At 42.0% G+C, this 19,642-nt stretch carries 17 protein-coding genes; all 17 read left to right on the top strand.

The features are described from left to right. Positions 1-55 precede the first annotated feature (55 nt). Positions 56-1,564, top strand: coding sequence for a threonine synthase (thrC, locus tag GMA13_RS08995; protein WP_255883509.1), 1,509 nt, complete (start codon positions 56-58; stop codon positions 1,562-1,564). Beyond that, on the top strand, positions 1,565-2,254 hold the full coding sequence (locus tag GMA13_RS08990; RefSeq protein WP_255883510.1) for a metallophosphoesterase: 690 nt from the start codon (positions 1,565-1,567) through the stop codon (positions 2,252-2,254). It abuts the gene before it with no gap. Between the two features lie 94 nt (positions 2,255-2,348). Beyond that, positions 2,349-3,629, top strand: coding sequence for a trigger factor (gene tig, locus GMA13_RS08985; RefSeq protein ID WP_255883511.1), 1,281 nt, complete (start codon positions 2,349-2,351; stop codon positions 3,627-3,629). A 69-nt stretch (positions 3,630-3,698) separates the two neighbouring features. Beyond that, positions 3,699-4,280, top strand: a complete 582-nt coding sequence (gene clpP / locus GMA13_RS08980; RefSeq protein ID WP_255883512.1) for an ATP-dependent Clp endopeptidase proteolytic subunit ClpP — start codon at positions 3,699-3,701, stop codon at positions 4,278-4,280. A gap of 33 nt (positions 4,281-4,313) precedes the next feature. Continuing rightward, positions 4,314-5,633 carry an ATP-dependent Clp protease ATP-binding subunit ClpX gene (gene clpX / locus GMA13_RS08975; RefSeq protein ID WP_255883513.1) on the top strand — a complete coding sequence of 440 codons (1,320 nt, stop codon included), beginning with the start codon at positions 4,314-4,316 and terminating at the stop codon, positions 5,631-5,633. 172 nt (positions 5,634-5,805) lie between these two features. After that, a complete protein-coding gene (gene lon, locus GMA13_RS08970; protein WP_255883514.1) occupies positions 5,806-8,178 on the top strand; it encodes an endopeptidase La in 2,373 nt (790 codons plus the stop codon). 13 nt (positions 8,179-8,191) lie between these two features. After that, on the top strand, positions 8,192-8,785 hold the full coding sequence (gene yihA / locus GMA13_RS08965) for a ribosome biogenesis GTP-binding protein YihA/YsxC (protein WP_255883527.1): 594 nt from the start codon (positions 8,192-8,194) through the stop codon (positions 8,783-8,785). A 16-nt stretch (positions 8,786-8,801) separates the two neighbouring features. After that, entirely contained in the window at positions 8,802-10,106 is a 1,305-nt protein-coding gene (gene lysA / locus GMA13_RS08960) for a diaminopimelate decarboxylase (RefSeq protein ID WP_255883515.1), read from the top strand. Between the two features lie 227 nt (positions 10,107-10,333). Further along, positions 10,334-11,173 carry an amino acid ABC transporter substrate-binding protein gene (locus tag GMA13_RS08955; RefSeq protein WP_255883516.1) on the top strand — a complete coding sequence of 280 codons (840 nt, stop codon included), beginning with the start codon at positions 10,334-10,336 and terminating at the stop codon, positions 11,171-11,173. 112 nt (positions 11,174-11,285) lie between these two features. Next, positions 11,286-11,942, top strand: a complete 657-nt coding sequence (locus GMA13_RS08950; protein ID WP_255883517.1) for an amino acid ABC transporter permease — start codon at positions 11,286-11,288, stop codon at positions 11,940-11,942. A 26-nt stretch (positions 11,943-11,968) separates the two neighbouring features. Next, positions 11,969-12,727 (top strand): amino acid ABC transporter ATP-binding protein, encoded by a 759-nt coding sequence (locus GMA13_RS08945; protein ID WP_305119729.1) that lies wholly within the window; start codon positions 11,969-11,971, stop codon positions 12,725-12,727. Positions 12,728-12,802: 75 nt separating this feature from the next. After that, a complete protein-coding gene (locus GMA13_RS08940) occupies positions 12,803-13,732 on the top strand; it encodes an NAD(P)-dependent oxidoreductase (protein ID WP_255883518.1) in 930 nt (309 codons plus the stop codon). A 12-nt stretch (positions 13,733-13,744) separates the two neighbouring features. After that, complete coding sequence (locus GMA13_RS08935) at positions 13,745-14,521, top strand: sugar phosphate isomerase/epimerase (protein ID WP_255883519.1); 777 nt, start codon at positions 13,745-13,747, stop codon at positions 14,519-14,521. After that, positions 14,518-15,324: a glycosyltransferase family 2 protein gene (locus GMA13_RS08930; RefSeq protein WP_255883520.1), complete on the top strand. Its 807-nt coding sequence runs from the start codon at positions 14,518-14,520 to the stop codon at positions 15,322-15,324. Before GMA13_RS08935 ends, GMA13_RS08930 begins: the two co-directional genes overlap by 4 nt. Before the next feature lies 1 nt (position 15,325). Next, positions 15,326-17,413, top strand: a complete 2,088-nt coding sequence (locus GMA13_RS08925; protein ID WP_255883521.1) for a glycosyltransferase family 39 protein — start codon at positions 15,326-15,328, stop codon at positions 17,411-17,413. A gap of 20 nt (positions 17,414-17,433) precedes the next feature. Continuing rightward, a complete protein-coding gene (locus tag GMA13_RS08920; protein WP_255883522.1) occupies positions 17,434-18,558 on the top strand; it encodes an FAD-dependent oxidoreductase in 1,125 nt (374 codons plus the stop codon). Then, entirely contained in the window at positions 18,551-19,492 is a 942-nt protein-coding gene (locus GMA13_RS08915) for a glycosyltransferase (protein ID WP_255883523.1), read from the top strand. The genes GMA13_RS08920 and GMA13_RS08915 overlap by 8 nt, the downstream gene beginning before the upstream one ends. The last annotated feature ends 150 nt before the right edge of the window (positions 19,493-19,642 follow it).

Genomic DNA, 19,642 nt, shown 5'->3' with positions numbered 1-19,642 from the left:
GTGTAATATACCGTAAACCTGAGGTTTTGCGGCTTTATGGGAAAGGATGATTACTATGTTGTATAACAGCACAACAAATAAGGCTGTGTCTGTTTCGGCTGCTCAGGCTATTGCACAGGGTATTTCTGCTGACGGCGGATTGTTTGTACCCTGCGAAATTCCAAGCTACAGCTTAAATGATATTGCAGAGCTTACAAAGCTTGACTATTGCGGCAGAGCCAAGAAAATCCTGAGCGACTATCTTGAGGATTTCACACAGGAAGAAATTGACGAGTGTGTAACTAAGGCTTATACAAAGGAAAAATTCGGCGGCGATAATCCTGCTCCGGTTGTTTTTAAAACTTGCAACGGCGCACAGATGAATATTCTTGAGCTTTGGCACGGACCAACCTGTGCATTCAAGGATATGGCGCTTCAGATTTTGCCGCATCTTCTTACAAAATCTCTCAAAAAGACCTCTGAGGGCAAAGAGGCTGTTATACTTGTTGCAACCTCAGGCGATACAGGTAAGGCGGCTCTTGAGGGCTTTAAGGATGTTGACGGCACAAGGATAATCGTCTTTTATCCGGAAAAGGGCGTTAGTCCGATGCAAAAGCATCAGATGAACACTCAGCTTGGCAACAACGTAAACGTATGCGCTATTGAGGGTAACTTTGACGACGCTCAGACAGGCGTTAAGAACATCTTCACAACCTCTCAGATTATAGAAAAGCTCCACGATAACAATATGCTTTTCTCAAGCGCAAACTCAATCAACTGGGGCAGACTCCTGCCGCAGATTGTATATTATTTCTCAGCCTACTGCGATATGGTAAACAGCGGAAGAATTAACCTTGGCGACAAAATCAACGTATGCGTGCCGACAGGTAACTTCGGAAACATTCTCGCTTCATACTATGCTATGAGAATGGGTCTGCCTATAAATAAATTTATCTGTGCATCTAACTCTAACAATGTTTTAACCAACTTTATCCGTTCAGGTGAGTACAATAAAAACAGAAGCTTCTACACAACAATTTCTCCTTCAATGGATATACTTGTTTCAAGCAATCTTGAAAGACTTCTGTATCATCTCTCCGGCAGCAACGATAAGCAGGTTAAGGAATGGATGACTGCGCTGAAATCAAACGGCAGCTACACTGTTCCTGCTGAGGTTAAGGACAAGGTGTCTGCTCTGTTCTACGGCGGTTGCTGTGACGACAAGGGTACAAAGGAAACCATAAGGCAGATGTTTACTGAGTGCTCATACCTTTGTGACACTCACACAGCAGTTGCAGTTAATGTATATGAGAATTACGTTAAGGAAACAGGCGATACAACACCGTCGGTTGTTGTTTCAACTGCAAGCCCATATAAGTTCTCAAAGTCTGTTTTAGAGGCTGTGGACAGCGACAGCACTCTTCCTGAGAATGAGTTTGATATGGTTGACGAGCTTAACAGGGTAACGGCTCAGCCTGTTCCGGCTCCGCTTTCAGCTTTAAAGGACCGTGAGGTTCGTTTTAAGAATGTTATAGCTGTCGGCGATATGCCAACATACGTACTTAATTCTTTGGGTATTGAATAAATGTCTTTGTTTGCCATTGCAGATTTGCACCTGTCGCTTGGTACAAACAAGCCAATGGATATTTTCAGAGGCTGGACAGATTATGTATCTCGCCTTGAGAGCAACTGGAAAAAGCTTGTAACCGATAACGACACCGTTATTATCGGCGGTGATATTTCTTGGGCGATGAAGCTTGAGGAAACCTATGAGGACTTCAAGTTTATAAATGAGCTTCCCGGCAGAAAAATATTCATTAAGGGCAACCACGACTATTGGTGGCAGACAAAAAAGAAAATCGAGGATTATCTAAAGCAAAACTGCTTCGATACAATTTCAATTATGTTTAACAACGCATATGAGCTTGATAATTACGCCGTCTGCGGCACAAGAGGATGGTTCTATGACGCCGAGGCTGACGCTGATAAAAAGATTATCAACCGTGAAGCAGGCAGGCTTAGAACGTCTATTGAGGCGGCGCTGAAAACAGGAAAGGTGCCTGTGGCGTTCCTGCATTATCCGCCTGTATATCAGGGTCGGGAATGTGAAGAGCTGATGAATATTCTGCTTGAATATAAAATCGGCAAATGCTACTACGGGCATCTTCACGGCTCAAACGCTTTTAAGTATGCCGTAACGGGCGACTACAAGGGTGTTGAAATGCATCTGGTTTCCTGTGATTATCTTCGCTTTATCCCTAACCTGATAAGATAAAAAGTTTATAAAATATTTACACATTAAGCTATGGCAATCTACGTTAATGTGTGATACAATATGAGATACACTGTTATTATGGAGGAAATGTAAAATGAGTTTGAAGTCAACTAAAGAGGTAGAAACAAATCGCCATGAGCTTGAGGTTCAGATTGACGGCGAAACCTTTCAAAAGGCAATTAACAATGTTTTCCGTAAAAAGAGCAAAAATATAAACGTTCCGGGCTTCCGTAAGGGAAAGGCACCGAAGAGCATTATTGAGAAAATGTATGGCAAAGAGGTTTTCTATGAGGACGCTATGCAGGATTTATATCCGGAAGCACTCGAAGAAGCCGCTAAGGAAGCAGGTCTTGAGATAATAAATGACAAAATCGACCTTGATGTTGTTGAGGTAGGTGATGACGGCTTTACATTCATGGCTGTTGTTACAGTTAAGCCGACAATTGATGTAAACAACTATAAGGGTATTGAGGTTACTGCAAAATCAACTGAGGTTACTGATGAAATCCTTGAGCAGGAAATTCAAAATGTCAGAGAGCGCAACAGCCGCCTTGTAACAGTAGAGAACAGACCGGTTCAGAACGATGACCTCACTGTAATTGACTTTGAGGGCTTTGTTGACGGTGTAGCATTTGAGGGCGGCAAGGCAGAGAATTACAACCTCAAAATCGGCAGCGGCAGCTTTATCCCCGGTTTTGAGGAGCAGATTATCGGCCACAACACAAACGACGAATTTACAATCACAGTTAAGTTCCCTGAGGATTATCAGGTTGACGACCTTAAGGGCAAGGACGCTGAGTTTAAGATTGTTCTCCATGAAATCAAGGAAAGACAGCTTCCGGACTTTGACGACGAGTTTGTTAAGGACGTAAGCGACAAGGAAACAATAGACGAGTACAAGGAAGAGCTTAAGGGCGAGGTTGCCCAAAGACTTCAGAGAGAGTCTGAAAACGATGTTGAAAACCAGCTCACTGACAAGCTGGTTGAGCTTCTTGAGGGTGAGGTTCCTCAGGCTATGTACAATAACGAAGTGAACGAGATGCTCAGAGAGTTTGATATGCGTTTGCGTCAGCAGGGAATGGACCTCGAAACATATATGCAGTACACAGGTATGAATGTTGAAACTCTTGCAGGCGGATACAGAGAGCAGGCTGAAAAAAGAGTTAAGCTCCGCCTTATTCTTGAGAAGATTGCCGAGAAGGAAGCAATCGAGGTTGCAGACGAGGATGTTGAGAACGAGTACAACAGACTTGCCGAAGCATACAGCATGGAGGCTGACAAGGTTAAGAACGCTATTCCGGCTGATGCTCTTGCAAAGGATCTTGCCGTTGAAAAGGCAATGCAGCTTGTTAAGGACAGTGCAAAAATCGCTTAATTTTGAATACATAGCTTAATTTTTGACTATCCTCTGATTTGTATATTAAATATAAAGGGATGATTTCTTATGAGTTTAGTTCCATATGTAGTTGAGCAGGACGGCAGAGGCGAGCGTTCTTACGACATCTTCTCACGTTTGCTCAAGGACAGAATCATTATGCTCAATGATGAAGTAAACAGCGCCACAGCAAGCCTTGTTGTTGCTCAGCTTCTGTTTTTAGAGGGACAGGATCCGTCAAAGGATATTTCCCTTTATATCAACAGTCCCGGCGGCAGCGTAACAGACGGTCTTGCAATTTTCGATACAATGAATTACATCAAGTGTGATGTATCAACAATTTGTATGGGTATGGCGGCAAGTATGGGCGCATTCCTGCTTGCAGCGGGAACAAAGGGCAAAAGACTTGCCCTGCCTAACAGCGATATTATGATTCACCAGCCAAGCGGCGGTGCTAAGGGTCAGGCAACTGATATTATGATTCACGCTGACCATATTTTGCAGACAAAGAAAAAGCTCAACACAATTTTGTCTGAAAAAACAGGTCAGCCGTACGATGTAATCGCACGTGACACCGAAAGAGATAACTTTATGACAGCTCAGCAGGCGCTTGAATACGGTCTGATTGATAAGGTTATCGAGAAGAGATAAATCTTGATTGTTTAAGATAGGAGCTTAATTTCAATGGCGAACAAAGATGACTCAAGCAGAGAGAGAAACATTCACTGCTCTTTTTGTGGAAAGCCACAGGAGTTGGCAGGAAGATTAATAGCCGGCAACGGTGTTTACATCTGTGATGAATGTATTGAGCTTTGTAACTCAATATTGCAGGATGAAAAATCCAATGCCAAAGGCAAAAAGAAAAAAAAGAATATTGCTTTTGATAATTTGCTTAAGCCCGAAGAAATTAAAGCAAAGCTTGATGAATACGTTATCGGACAGGACAGTGCTAAAATTACCTTGAGCGTAGCAGTTTATAACCACTATAAAAGGGTAACGCACGGCAGCGACGATGTGGATTTTGTCAAGAGCAACGTGCTTATGCTCGGTCCTACAGGTACAGGCAAAACTTATCTTGCACAAACGCTTGCAAAGATTCTTGATGTTCCGTTTGCTATTGCAGACGCAACTACTCTTACGCAGGCAGGTTATGTCGGAGAGGATGTAGAAAACATTCTTCTTCGTTTGATTCAGGCTGCGGATATGGACATTGAGCGTGCTGAGATGGGTATTATCTATATTGACGAAATAGACAAGATTTCAAGAAAGTCCGAGAATCCGTCCATCACACGTGACGTAAGCGGAGAGGGCGTTCAGCAGGCGCTGCTTAAAATTCTTGAGGGTACTGTTTCAAATGTTCCGCCACAGGGCGGCAGAAAGCATCCTCAGCAGGAGTTTTTGCAGATTAACACGAAGAACATTCTCTTTATATGCGGCGGTGCTTTTGACGGACTTGAAAAGGTTGTTGAAAAGAGAACAGGCTCGTCAAGCCTTGGCTTCGGTGCTGAGGTTATGAGCAAGACAGAGCTTAACGAAATCTCTTGGATGAGCAATGTTATCTCGCATGACCTTGTTAAATTCGGCCTTATTCCTGAGCTTGTCGGCAGACTGCCTGTAATCACTGCACTTAACGGCCTTGACAAGGCTTCTCTCGTCAGAATACTTAAGGAGCCTAAAAATGCACTTATTAAGCAGTATCAGCGGCTTTTTGCCCTTGACGATGTAGTGCTTGAGTTTGAAGATAAGGCGCTTGAGGCTATTGCGGATAAAGCGATAGACGAAAAGACAGGCGCAAGAGGACTTCGTTCAATCCTTGAGAGTATCCTCAAGGACTTGATGTTCAAGGTGCCGTCTGATTCTACTATTGAAAAGGTTATCATTTCAGCCGAAACCGTTAAGAATCCCGAAAACGTAACAATAATTCATAATCAAGGCAAAGTACCGGCTCCGCTGAGTATCAATGATGATGAAATAAAAAGCCCAAGGAAACCCAACGCATCTTAAATTTGATTTTTCTTATACGAGCTGTAACTGATTCCACGGTTGCAGCTCTTTGTCTTTAACACATATTTAAAATTGAGGTTGTGGGTAAAACCCGCCAACAACCTGTCAAAATGGCAAAATTTTATTACAATGCGGTTAATTTTACAACTTTGTGTGCACAGGGAGGGATAAAATGAGTAAAACTTTGACTGAAACCACAGAGCTTACGTTGCCAATGCTGCCGCTTCGTGGCTTGGTTCTTTTTCCGAAAATGAAGCTTCATTTTGATATAGGTAGAAAAAAGTCTGCTAAAGCGATTGAAGTGGCTATGAAAAGTGACCAAGTTATTTTTATTGCAACACAGAAAAATATAAATTGCTTAGAGCCTAAGCAGAATGATATATATTCAGTCGGCGTAATTGCACAGGTAGTGCAGGTTATAAAGCAGCCTGATGAAACAGTGAGAGTAATTGTTGAGGGAATGTGCCGTGCAAGCGTTGAAAACGTGATAAACGCACCGTCATATATGTCTGCTACTGTTACTAATATTCAGCCGGATTATTATGACCAGCCGACTTCATACGATATAGCGATAATCAGAAGCGCAAAGGATATATTTGAAAGATACCTAATGTACGCCCCAAAACCACCGGCAGAGCTTTTGTATAAGCTAAACGTTATTACGGCTACTGAGGATTTAGCAAACTTCATTGCAGCAAATTCAAATCTTCCTTATCAGAAAAAGCAGGAAATTCTTGAAATAGACGAGCCGACTAAGCGTCTTGAAACGCTTGTTGACTGTCTGACGCAGGAGCTTTACATACTGAGCATTCAGGAGAACATAGCGAAGCAAGCCAAAGAAAAAATAGATGAATCCCAGCGTGAATACTATCTTCGTGAACAGCTTAAGGTGATTGAGTCTGAAATAGGTGCCGAGGACGAGGACTACGCTGAGATTGAGGATTTGCGCTCAAAGATTTTAGAGCTTCACCTGAGCGAGGAAAATGAAAAGACGCTTTTAAAGGAATGTGATAGATTAGAGAGAATGCCATACGGCTCACAGGAAGCAACCGTAATGCGCACATATATTGATACTTGCCTTGAACTGCCGTGGAACACAAGCACCGAGGAGAAGATAGATATCTTGTCGGCACGTGAGGTACTTGATGAAAATCATTACGGGCTTAAGAAGGTTAAGGAAAATATCCTTGAAAACCTTGCAATCCGAAAGCTGTCACCTGATATAAAGGGTCAGATTCTCTGCCTTGTAGGCCCTCCGGGAGTCGGCAAAACCTCAATCGCACAATCGGTAGCTCAGGCTATAAACAGAAAGTGCCAGAGAATCGCTCTTGGCGGTGTTCGTGATGAATCCGAAATCCGAGGTCACAGGAGAACCTATATCGCCTCTATGCCGGGCAGAATAATAAATGCAATAAAAGCAGCAGGGGTAAATAACCCCGTTCTTGTCCTTGATGAAATTGATAAGCTTGGTAACGACTACAAGGGCGACCCAACCTCTGCATTGCTTGAGGTGCTTGACAGCGAGCAGAACAATAAATTCTATGACCACTATATAGATATGCCTTTTGATTTGAGCAAGGTTCTGTTCATTACAACTGCAAACGATCAGTCAATGATTCCGGCACCTCTGCTTGACCGAATGGACGTAATCACCCTTGACAGCTACACAAGGGAAGAGAAGTTCCATATTGCAAAGGATCATCTTATCCCAAAGCAGATGAAGAATTGCCGGATAACAAAAAAGATGTTTAAAATCAGTGACGAGGCAATTTACACTTTGATTGACGGCTACACAAGAGAAGCCGGCGTCCGCAGCTTAGAGCGCAGAATAGTTGAGCTTTTAAGAAAGGCGGCTATAATGTTTGTTGAGGGTGAGGCAAAATCCTTGACAGTTACTCCGAAAAAGATTGAAAAGCTTATCGGTCCGATAAAGTATAAGACGGAAAAGGCTCAAAAAAATTCCGAGGTCGGTGTTGTCACAGGTCTTGCTTGGACGTCTGTCGGCGGAGAAACGCTGCCGATTGAGGTTGCGGTGATGAACGGCTCAGGTAAAATCGAGCTTACCGGTTCTCTCGGTGATGTAATGCAGGAATCGGCAAAGACTGCCGTTACCTGTATACGCACAATGGCGGATACACTGCACATTGAACAGGACTTCTATAAAAAATACGATATTCATATTCATGCCCCTGAAGGAGCAGTTCCAAAGGACGGTCCGTCAGCGGGTATCACAATGGCGACAGCTGTTGCCTCAGCTTTGACAAAACGCCCTGTCAAGCCGAATATAGCAATGACAGGCGAGATTACTCTGCGTGGCAGAGTGCTGCCGATTGGAGGTCTAAAGGAAAAATCAATGGCTGCGTACCGCTACGGTGTTGACACAGTGATTTTCCCTGAGGACAATGTGTCCGATATTTCTGAAATTGACGAGCAGGTGAGAAGCTCAATAAACTTTGTGCCTGTCAACTCAATTTCACAGGTAATAAAGCTTGCGCTTGAAAGCGGCAAAACGGGCAAAATCTCAAAAGCCGCTGCTAAGCAATAGGAGGGATATTTTGATTAACCTTAATAATTCCGTCTTTGAGGCGGCTTACGGTACTTCAAAGCAGCTGCCGCCGTCTGAATTGCCGGAGATTATCTTTTCCGGCAGGTCAAACGTAGGTAAGTCATCGCTTATAAACAAGCTGCTTAATCGAAAAGCCCTCGCCAGAGTAAGCGCAACTCCTGGCAAAACGGCGACAATAAACTTTTTTGATATTGATAAAAAGGCGAAGTTTGTCGATTTACCCGGCTACGGCTATGCAAAGGTTTCGCAGTCTGAAAAGCAACGCTGGGCAGACCTTGTTGAGGGCTATTTTGCAGGAGAGAGAAAGTTCTGCGTTGTAGTGCAGATTATTGATATGCGGCACAAGCCGACAGCAGACGATATGAATATGCTTGATTTTCTTAGCCATAACCGTCTGCCGTTCATAGTTGTGTTGACTAAAAGGGACAAGCTGAATAAAACCGAGCAACAAAAACAGACGGAACTGTTCGGCGAGATTTTCAGCGACTTCGGAAGCGTACCTGTATTTCCTTTTTCGGCACTTAAAGGGGATGGGAAAGAGGAAATACTGCAATATCTTCAAGAGAAAATTGAAGAATATATCTGATAAGGAGATGTAGAAAATGTTTGTTAATGACTGTTTAAACACAAATGAAAAGGGTCACCTTACTATCGGCGGCTGTGATACCGTGGAGCTTGCAAAGAAGTACGGCACACCGCTGTATGTACTTGACGAAAATGTAATCCGCAACACATGCAAGTCCTATGTTGATTCCTTCAAAAGGCACTACAACGGCAACGGTCTTGCTCTTTACGCAAGCAAGGCTCTCAGCTGTAAGGCTTTGTGCCAGATTGCAAAGGAAGAGAATATGGGTCTTGACGTTGTGTCGGGCGGCGAGCTTTACACAGCTTTAAAAGCAGGCTTTCCGGTTGAGAATATCCACTTTCACGGCAACAACAAAACCTATGACGAGCTGTGCTTTGCTGTTGACAGTAATATTGGCAAAATAGTTGTTGACAACCTGACAGAGCTTGAAACACTTGACAGAATATGCGCTGAAAAGGGCAAGGTTCAGAAGATTTCAATGAGAATTAAGCCGGGTGTTGACGCTCATACACATAACTTTATCAGAACAGGTCAAATTGACTCTAAGTTTGGCTTTGCTCTTGAAACAGGCGAGGCTATGAACGCTGTTAAGGAAGCGATTGAGCTTAAGAATGTTGAGCTTACAGAGCTTCACTGCCATATTGGCTCACAGATTTTTGACATAGACCCGTTTGTTACTGCCGCTGAAATTATGATGGATTTCATCGGCGCTATAAAGAACGAAACAGGCCACGTTGTAACCGAGCTTAACCTCGGCGGCGGCTTCGGCATAAAGTATACAGATAATGACAACCCAACTGCATATGACAACTATATGAACTCTGTTTCAAAGGCTGTTCATTCAAAGGCAGAGCACTACGGTTTGCCGGTGCCGTTTGTATATATAGAGCCGGGCAGATCAATTGTAGGCGAGGCCGGAATTACGCTTTACACAGTAGGCGCCGTTAAGACTATTCCTAATGTCAGAACCTATGTTTCTATTGACGGCGGTATGTGCGACAACATAAGATATGCGCTTTATCAGTCGGAGTACACTGTTGTAACAGCTAACAAGGCTGATAAAGAGGCTGACACGGTTGTAACAATAGCAGGCAAGTGCTGTGAAAGCGGCGACCTTATTCAGGAAAACACAAAGATTGCAAAGGCTGAGCCGGGCGACACAATAGCAGTTCTTTCAACCGGAGCATATAACTACTCAATGGCTTCAAACTACAACAGAATCCCAAAGCCGCCTATCGTGCTTGTAAACAACGGCACAGACAAGCTTATAGTAAACAGGGAAAGCTATGACGACTTAATTAAGAACGATTTGGATTTGTAATTCATTATTGACGAATTTGTAGTCTAAACCCACGCAGTTCAGAGCAAAACGGCGTGGGTTTGTTTTATTGTGATAAAAGAAAAATATATGAATAACAGAAACAATAATAATTTGTAATTCCGCAAATTTTAACATTTCACAATAAATTCCTGCAAAAAAATTATTTACTTTATTACGCTGATGTGTTATCATATTAGAGTAAAATTTATTGAAACGAGGGACTCAAAATGAACAAAAAATCATTTTCAAAACTACCAAAAAGACTTTTAATGCTTGTGTTAGCATTTGCTTTGGCTCTTCCGCTTATTTCCTGCGGCGGCAGCACAAGTTCACAGGCTGACGCTAAAAAAACCTTTACAGTTGGCTTTGACGCAAGCTTTCCTCCGTACGGTTACAGAGATGACAACGGTGAGTATGTAGGCTTTGACCTTGACCTTGCACAGGAGGTCTGCAACAGACGTGGCTGGACTCTTGTAAAGCAGCCGATTGATTGGGACTCAAAGGATATGGAGCTTAGCTCAAAGACAATCGACTGTATCTGGAACGGCTTCACAATGAGCGAGGACAGAATTGATAAGTACACATGGACAGATCCGTATGTTGACAACAGCCAGGTTTTTGTAGTTGCCAAGGATTCAGGCATTAAAACCTTTGATGACCTTGAAGGAAAAACAGTAGCTGTTCAGGCTGCATCATCAGCTCTTGAGGCACTTGAGGGCGACGATTGCAAGGAGCTTACAGCTTCATTCAAAAGCCTTGAGCAAATTCCTGAGTACAACACCGCATTTATGAACCTTGAGGCTAAGTCAGTCGACGCTATCGCAATGGACATCGGCGTTGCTAAATATCAGATTGAGAGCCGTGGCGACAAATTTGTAATGCTCTCAGAACCAATTATTACAGAAAAGTACGGCGTTGCATTCTTAAAGGGCAACGAATCTCTTCGTGACGAGGTTCAGAGCACACTTTATGAAATGCTTGATGACGGTAAGTTTGACGAGATAGCTAAGAAATGGGAGCTTAGCGACAGCGTAATCTTCGGCAGTGAGAAGAGCGCTGAGAAATAAAAAATAACAGAGCTTTACTATTAGGATGCTGTATAGTACTGATTTCCGAAAAGGGCGATTGGTATAAAATAGCATCCTAATTTGCTATTAATGAAAAAGGAGTGTTCTATTAATGAGCATTTGGGATATGCTGCTGCAGATGACGTCCGGTATGCTTGAAACAATCAAAATATTTGCGATAACGCTTATCCTCACTTTGCCGCTTGGGCTTGTAGTAACCTTTGGCAGAATGTCAAGGTTCAGAATAATCAGATACATAACTCAGCTTTATATCGCAATAATGAGAGGTACTCCTCTTATGCTTCAACTGCTTGTTGTGTACTTTGGACCGTATTACCTGTTCGGTATTTCGCTTTCGCTTGAATACCGCCTTGTTGCAGTTATCATCGGCTTTGTATTAAACTACGCCGCATATTTTGCAGAGATTTACCGCTCAGGTATAGAGTCAATGCCGGTGGGTCAGTATGAGGCGGCAAAGATTCTCGGCTACACAAGAGCGCAAACCTTCTTTAAGATAATTTTTCCGCAGGTTGTCAAGCGCATTTTGCCGTCTGTAACCAATGAGATTATTACACTTGTCAAGGATACATCACTTGCCTTCTCAATAGCGTATGTTGAGCTGTTCTCACTTGCAAAGGCGATTGCAGCCGCTCAGACAACAATGATGCCGTTCGTAATTGCCGGCGTGTTCTACTTTGTGTTCAACTTCATTGTTGCCTTTGTTATGAATAAGATAGAGAAGAGATTCAGCTATTATGATATAAAATGATTGTGAAAGGATTTCGTGGTCATAAAATGAAACTGCTTGAAATTAACAATATAAAAAAGAGCTTCGGTGAAAACGAGGTTTTGAAAAATATCTCCGTGTCAGTTAGCCAGGGAGAGGTTGTGTCAATTATAGGGCCGTCCGGTTCTGGCAAATCAACTCTTTTAAGATGTGCTACAATGCTTGAAAAGATGGACAGCGGCGAGCTTATTTACTTTGGTAAAAAAGCGGCTTGGAATGATAAAAACGGAAAATCTGTTTATGCTGCAAAGCCTCAGCTCAGGGAAATTCAAGGTTACTTCAGCCTTGTTTTCCAAAACTTTAATTTGTTCCCTCACTTTACTGTGCTAAAAAACCTTGCGCATGCGCCGATAAATGTTCAAAAAAGAAACAAGGAGGAGGTCTACGCAAGCTGCCGTGAGCTTTTAAAGCGTATAGGACTTGCCGATAAGGAAAACGCCTATCCATGCCAGCTTTCCGGAGGACAGCAGCAGCGTGTGTCAATAGCACGTGCGCTTGCTATGAACCCGCAGATACTCTTCTTTGACGAGCCTACTTCGGCTCTTGACCCTGAGCTTACAAATGAAATACTAACCGTAATCAAGGAGCTTGCAAAGGAGCATATGACTATGGTAATTGTAACACATGAAATGAACTTTGCAAGAGATGTGTCCAACCGCATCATCTTTATGGAGGACGGTTATATTGTTGAGGAAGGCTCTGCGCAGCAGGTTATCAACAATCCTAAGAGTGTAAGGACAAAGGAGTTTATCAATAAGTTTGATTGACAAAACAACGGTATTCGTGTAAACTATATACTTAGCAGATGTTACAAAAAATCTAATGCTAAGAGGATAGTATATATGGATATTATAGTTGGTTACACAGGCTTTGTCGGCTCAAATATTGCAGCTGAGCATACATTTGATTATTACTTTAATTCTAAAAACATACAGGACGCTTTTGGGCTTAACCCCGATTTGTGCGTTTACAGCGGTGTGCGTGCCGAGAAATTCTTGGCTAATAATGACCCCGACGGCGATATGGCAATTATAAATAATGCCATTGATAATATCAAAAAAATCAACCCCAAAAGACTTGTTTTGATTTCGACAATTGACGTTTACAAAAACCCTAACGGCGCTGATGAGGACGTTTTGATTGATACGGACAACCTGCACCCATACGGGCTCAACAGATATCGCCTTGAGCAGTGGGTGAGCGAAAATATTGAGAATTATCATATTATCCGTCTGCCCGGACTTTTTGGCAAAAACATAAAGAAGAATTTCATCTTTGATTTAATTAATATTATTCCGTCAATGCTGAACGAGAAAAAGTATAGTGAGCTGTCGGCAAAAAGCGAGCTTATCCGCTGCTGTTACAAAAAACAGGACAACGGTTTTTATAAGTTTTGTGACAGCAGCCAATGCACTAAGTCGGCACTTAAGCAGGAATTTTTAAGTATTGGCTTTTCTGCGCTTAATTTTACCGACAGCCGTGGTGTGTACCAGTTTTATAATCTGTCAAGGCTTTGGGAGCATATTGAGATTGTTATTAAAAACGATGTAAGGCTTGTAAATATGGCGGTTGAGCCTGTTTGCACTGCTGATATATACAGGAGGATTACAGGCAAAGAGTTTGTAAACGAGGTTGCACAGACCCCGCCGCTTTATGACTTTAAAACGAAGCATTATTCACTTTTCGGCGGTAAGGACGGATATATTTTTGATAAGAATCAGGTAAGCTGTGATATAGAGAATTTTGTTAAATCTCAGCTTAATGAAGCTTAAGGAGGCGGCTTTATGAAGCTCTCAATTTCAAATATTGCGTGGGGTAAGGAGTTCGACACAGATATGTATGCCTTTTTGTGTAAAGCCGGCTATTGCGGTCTTGAAATTGCCCCAACACGTCTTTTCCCCGAAAACCCCTATGATAAAATTCAAGATATAAAAGACTTTGCACGCTCTATCTACGAGCAATACGGTTTTGTTATTTCTTCAATGCAGTCAATCTGGTACGGCAAAACGCAGAGTATTTTCGGCTCTCAGCAGGAAAGACAGCAGCTTATCGACTACACGAAGAAAGCTGTTGATTTTGCCTATGCCGCAGGTTGTCACAATCTTGTGTTCGGATGCCCAAAAAACAGGGTAATTCCCGACAGCACATATATCCCTGAGGCAATAGAGTTTTTTAACATAATAGGCGACTATGCCGCTTCAAGCGATACTGTAATTGCGCTTGAGGCAAATCCGCCGATATATAACACCAACTTTATGAACACAACGCACGACGCTTTTGAAATTTGCAGAAAGTGTGCAAACAAGGGCGTTATGGTTAACCTTGACCTCGGAACAGTAATTTATAACAATGAAACTCTTGATGAAGTCAAGGAGAATACGGCTCTTGTTAATCATATTCATATATCCGAGCCGTATCTTGCGCCGATTGAAAAAAGACAGCTTCACTCGCAGCTTAAAACGCTCGATTACGATAAATTTATTTCAATTGAAATGGGCAATAAGGATAACATTGAGCAGGTTAAGAATGCCGTTAAATATGTTGCGGAGGTTTTACTTTGATTTTTGAAAATATAGACGGCGTGCCGAAATTCCAATGTGACGAATACGCCGAAAAAAACAGCAAATACTGCGTTTTAATTCCCATCATTAATGAGGGTGAGAGAATTAAGAAGGAGCTTTTAAAGGCGCAGGAAAACAATATAGACAAGCTTTGCGACATTATTATTTGTGACGGCGGCTCTAAGGACGGCTGTACAGATGAAGCACTGTTAAAATCCCTTGGAGTAAACACTCTGCTGACAAAGCAGGATATAGGCAAGCAGGGAGCACAGCTGAGAATGGGTTTTTACTGGGCGCAGCAAAGAGGCTATGAAGGCTTTATTACAATAGACGGCAACAACAAGGACTCTATCGAGGACATTCCTAGATTTATTGAAAAGCTTGAAGAGGGTTACGATTTTATCCAAGGCTCACGCTTTGTCAAGGGCGGCAAGGCAATTAACACTCCGCTTATGCGCCTTGTATCAGTCAGATTAATCCATGCACCGGTTATTTCACTTACGGCTCATCAGTGGTTTACAGACACAACAAACGCTTACCGAGCCTACTCAAGACAATACATAACTCATCCCGATGTTCAGATTTACAGGGACGTGTTTATGACATACGAGCTTTTGGCTTATTTGTCCGTTAGATGCTCACAGCTTAAGCTAAAAGCCTGTGAAATTCCCGTTACAAGGCAGTACCCGAAAAACGAGAAAACGCCGACAAAAATCAGTCCGCTCAAGGGAAATGCCGAGCTTATGAAGATACTGTTCAAGAATCTTTTTGGCTCTTATAAGCCGAAAAATAATGGAAAGTAAAATGGTAAATAAAATGGAAAAAGTAAAATCAAACAAGAAAATAGATTTCAGCGCATTGAACTCGCTAAACGTGTTGGAAAAAATAATGTATATTGCAATTGTGCTGATGCCTGCATTTGTTCTAACGTCGCTTCAGGCTTATGTTGCAAATCCTGTATACATACCCACAAGTATTCTTTTAGGAATCGGATTCGGCGTTATTGCTCTTTTGCTTTGCAAATTTCTTATACCTTCTGCACTTAAGGGAAACGAGATTTTAAAAATTATTGCTCTGTTCTTACCGTCAGTTCTATTGGTGAGCTTCGCCATTGATCTGCGTCAGTCGACGCCGTTCTTTTGCATATCGTTTATTGCAATTTTTGTGCTGATGTACTTCGGCTTTGTATTTCCGATAAAAGACAGGGGAAAGCACATTTGTGCGGCGATAATACTTATTGCTATGCTTTTTGCAATCGAGTACAGTCTGTATGTATATGACCTGTTTTCACCGGACTCATACTCATACTACGACATAAGCCGCACTATTTTCGGTAACTTTTACAATGTAGCAACTCAGCGTCAGTATATTGTTGATACTGAGCTTGGAATATCCTTTCCATATCTTTATCCAACCCTTGTTGCGGTAGTTGACTCTCTTACCGGACTTAAAATTTACAGCGGCACAATTTTGAATATTGTTATTACCTGCATAAGCTGTTTAATGCTCTACAAAATCTCTACCAAGCATTTTAATAACCCATACGCAGGTACAATAGCGGCTGTGTTTATGGTGACAAACGATCCGTATCTCACAGAGATGCGTGTAACAAGAAGCGTTCCGCTTGCTATTTTGTCTATTCTTATTCTCACCTACTATATTCTTGATTTGCCAAGTATCAAAACAAAGAGCTGTATTTTGGCAGGAGTAGGGGCAGGCTGTGCAATGGTTTGCCGCTTTGATGCGCTTGTTGCCGCAGGACTGTGCCTTATAGTAATGCTAATATTCTCGGAAAAAGGCAATCGCATAAAGAATTCGGCTAAATACGCAGGCGGTCTGCTTATTCCAACTGCGCCTTGGATTATCTTTTCGCTTGTCAACTTCGGTAAGCCGTGGATAAGCGACAACGGCGGAACAATGTGGCTGGTAACGCCGTCTATACCTCAAAGATATTATTCAAGCACATATGTGCCGCAGACAATTTTCAATAATTTTGACGCATGGTTCAAGTGCCTTTTTGATGTCAAGCTGAGAGGAATACTCGACAGAATAGGCTCTCAGATACTGCCGACAGCCGTGTTGATAATTCTTGCTGTATGGATTGTAGTAATGCTTTTGCGCTTTATGAATTGCAGGAAGATAGGCTTGTACTTCTCATCTCACATAAAGCTTTTAATCAGCACAGGAGTGTGTGTGTTGGTTTACTTAGCAAAATTCTGCGGAATCTGGGTTGTTGGCTTTGCTGATTCAAGATACCACACAGAAACCTTTGTTATGCTCATTTTGTTTTTATTTTCTGTTGTTTACAGTATATCTGCATTTACAAAGGTCAGAGATACCGTTGGGAAAAAGAAGAAGTCAAAAGCCTTGTCTGCTTCTGTGCAATACGCTGAAAGCTATGAAAAAACCTCGAAAAGCTGGGTTGTTAACATTACAACTGTGCTTGTTTGCCTTGCGCTTATCGTTACGGCAGGTTCAACATATTTAAGCCGCTACACACCGTATGTTATGCTTCAATCGCTCCTTGACAAGCCTGCGGCGGCAGCTGAGATTGAAAGCGTTGTTACAGCTAAAAACGATAATCCACGAGTATTTTTCAGCGGCATAAACGAGGGTGACCCGTTCTCCTTTGGAGCTTATACAGGAATAAAAACCTTCGGACCGCCATGGTCAAAGCCAAGCGACCCGAACGCTCTTATTGAGCTTACCGATAATTTTGTAACGCCGGACTATGTTGTGTGCAAGGCAGAGAATATAAGACCTGATTTTGTTTCACGCTACGGTCTTATTCCAATACACACCTGTCAAGGTAATATTACAATTTATGAGGTAACAAATAAATCAACATTTGCAAGCGAAAGAAAATTATTCCCATACGGCGAGAGAAAGTGACAGCAGGGGAGGCAGTGTAATTGATTTATGATAAAATAATAATCGGAGCAGGACTTTACGGACTTTATTCCGCTTTGTTTTGCGGTAAGCTCGGTCAAAAGGTTCTTGTTCTTGAATGTGACGATGCACCTTTTAAACGTGCTACATATATAAATCAGGCGAGAGTTCATATGGGGTATCACTATCCCCGTTCTATTTCAACAGCAGTGAAGTCAAGGGGATATTTTGACAGGTTCAACAAGGATTACGGCTTTTGTGTTCACAGTGAATTTGATCAGGTTTATGCAACAAGCGCTAATTTCAGTTGGACGAATGCAGAGCAATTCAAAAAGTTCTGCAAAGACGCAAACATAATGTGCGAAGACGAGCCGGTTTCCCGCTATTTCAAGGAGGGTATGTGTGACGGCGCATTTCTGACTAAGGAATACACCTACGATGCGCAGATACTCAAGGATTATTTCCTTTCAGAGCTTGAAAAATACAAGGGAGTTACAATAAAATACAGCGCAGTGATTGAAAGCATTGAAAACACAGGCGCAGCTTACAGTGTTAGGCTTAAGGATTCATCAGAGGTTTCTGCTCCGTTTATTCTTAATGCAACGTATGCAGGAGTTAACCAGATACTTGATATGATGGGATTTGAGCCGTTTGGAATAAAATATGAGCTTTGCGAGATTATCCTCTGTACGGTGTCGGACAAGCTCAAGAACACAGGAATAACGGTAATGGACGGACCGTTCTTCTCAATAATGCCGTTTGGCAAAACGGGGCTTCATTCGCTTACCTCGGTTACGTTTACTCCGCATATGACAAGCTATGACTCTGTTCCGCATTTCCCGTGTCAGGCAAAAAGCGGCGGTTTCTGTACACCGCAAAGACTTGGAAACTGCAACGACTGTCCCGCAAAGCCGCAGAGTGCGTGGCCGTTTATGTCTAATCTTGCAAGAAAATATCTTAAGGACAGCTTAGGCTTTGAATATGTTTCTTCTTTGTATTCAATGAAGCCGATTTTAAAGGCGTCTGAAATAGACGATTCAAGACCGACAGTTATTAAAAAATTCAGTGAAAATCCAACCTTTGTATCTGTGTTGTCGGGCAAAATCAATACTGTATACGATTTGGACGAGGTGTTGAAAAATGGTTAAAGATAAAGAAAAAAACTTTGTTTCCGCTGTTGTGTATGTCCGCAACAGGGAAAATACTGTTGTGGATTTTTTAAAAAAAATTAACGGCGTTTTTCAGGAGCATTTTCTTAAATATGAAATTATCTGTGTGAATGATGCTTCATATGATGAAAGTGCAAAAAAAATAAAGGAGTTTGGCGAGAAGTACCTTGAATGTCCGTTAAGCATTGTCAATATGGGATTTTTCCAAGGGCTTGAAATGTCTATGAACGCAGGCGTTGACCTTTCAATAGGCGACTTTGTGTTTGAGTTTGACAGCGATATTATTGACTTTGACCCGTCCCTGATTATGGATGTATACAATCACTCGCTTAAAGGCTTTGATATTGTTTCAACAGCCGCAAATGGCAAAAAGAGATTAACCTCAAAACTGTTTTACAAGCTGTTTAACAAAAGCGCCAAAACACAGTATAAGCTCTCCACAGAGTCTTTTAGAATACTATCTCGTCGAGCAATAAACCGTGTTCACGCATTGAGCAAAACTATACCGTACAGAAAGGCGTTGTACGCAAATTGCGGACTTAAAATGGATACTATTCAATATGAGCCGCTAAACAACGCAAGGCTTGAGTCTGCCAATAAGCCGTCAGATGCACGTCTTGAAACTGCACTTGACAGCCTTATGCTCTTTACTAATATCGGCTATCGTGCATCAATGATATTGACGGTAATTATGATACTTGCAACAATAGGCATAGGGATATACACAATCCTTGTGTTTGCGCTGGGTCATCCTGTTCCGGGCTTTACCACTACAATGCTTGTGATAACAGGCTCCTTCTTTGGTGTTTTTGCAATTCTGACAATCATAATAAAATACCTCTCATTGCTTGTAAATCTCATATTCAAAAAGCAGAGATATCTTGTTGAATCAATTGAAAAGATAAGCAAATAAAGAAAAAATAAACGGGCGAGATTTTGATATGCACCCCAAAAGTTAGACACTTTTGGAGGTGCATATTTTTATGGGTAAAACAGGAAGAAAAAACAAAGTATATAGTGCAGAATTCAAAATAGGTGTTATAATGGATATGCGAGAACACCA

It is taken from the genome of Ruminococcus sp. zg-924, assembly GCF_024433635.1.
GTDB lineage: Bacteria > Bacillota > Clostridia > Oscillospirales > Acutalibacteraceae > UBA7067.
Note: the sequence above shows the minus strand (reverse complement) of the source record. Positions and strands in the feature narration are given on the sequence as shown.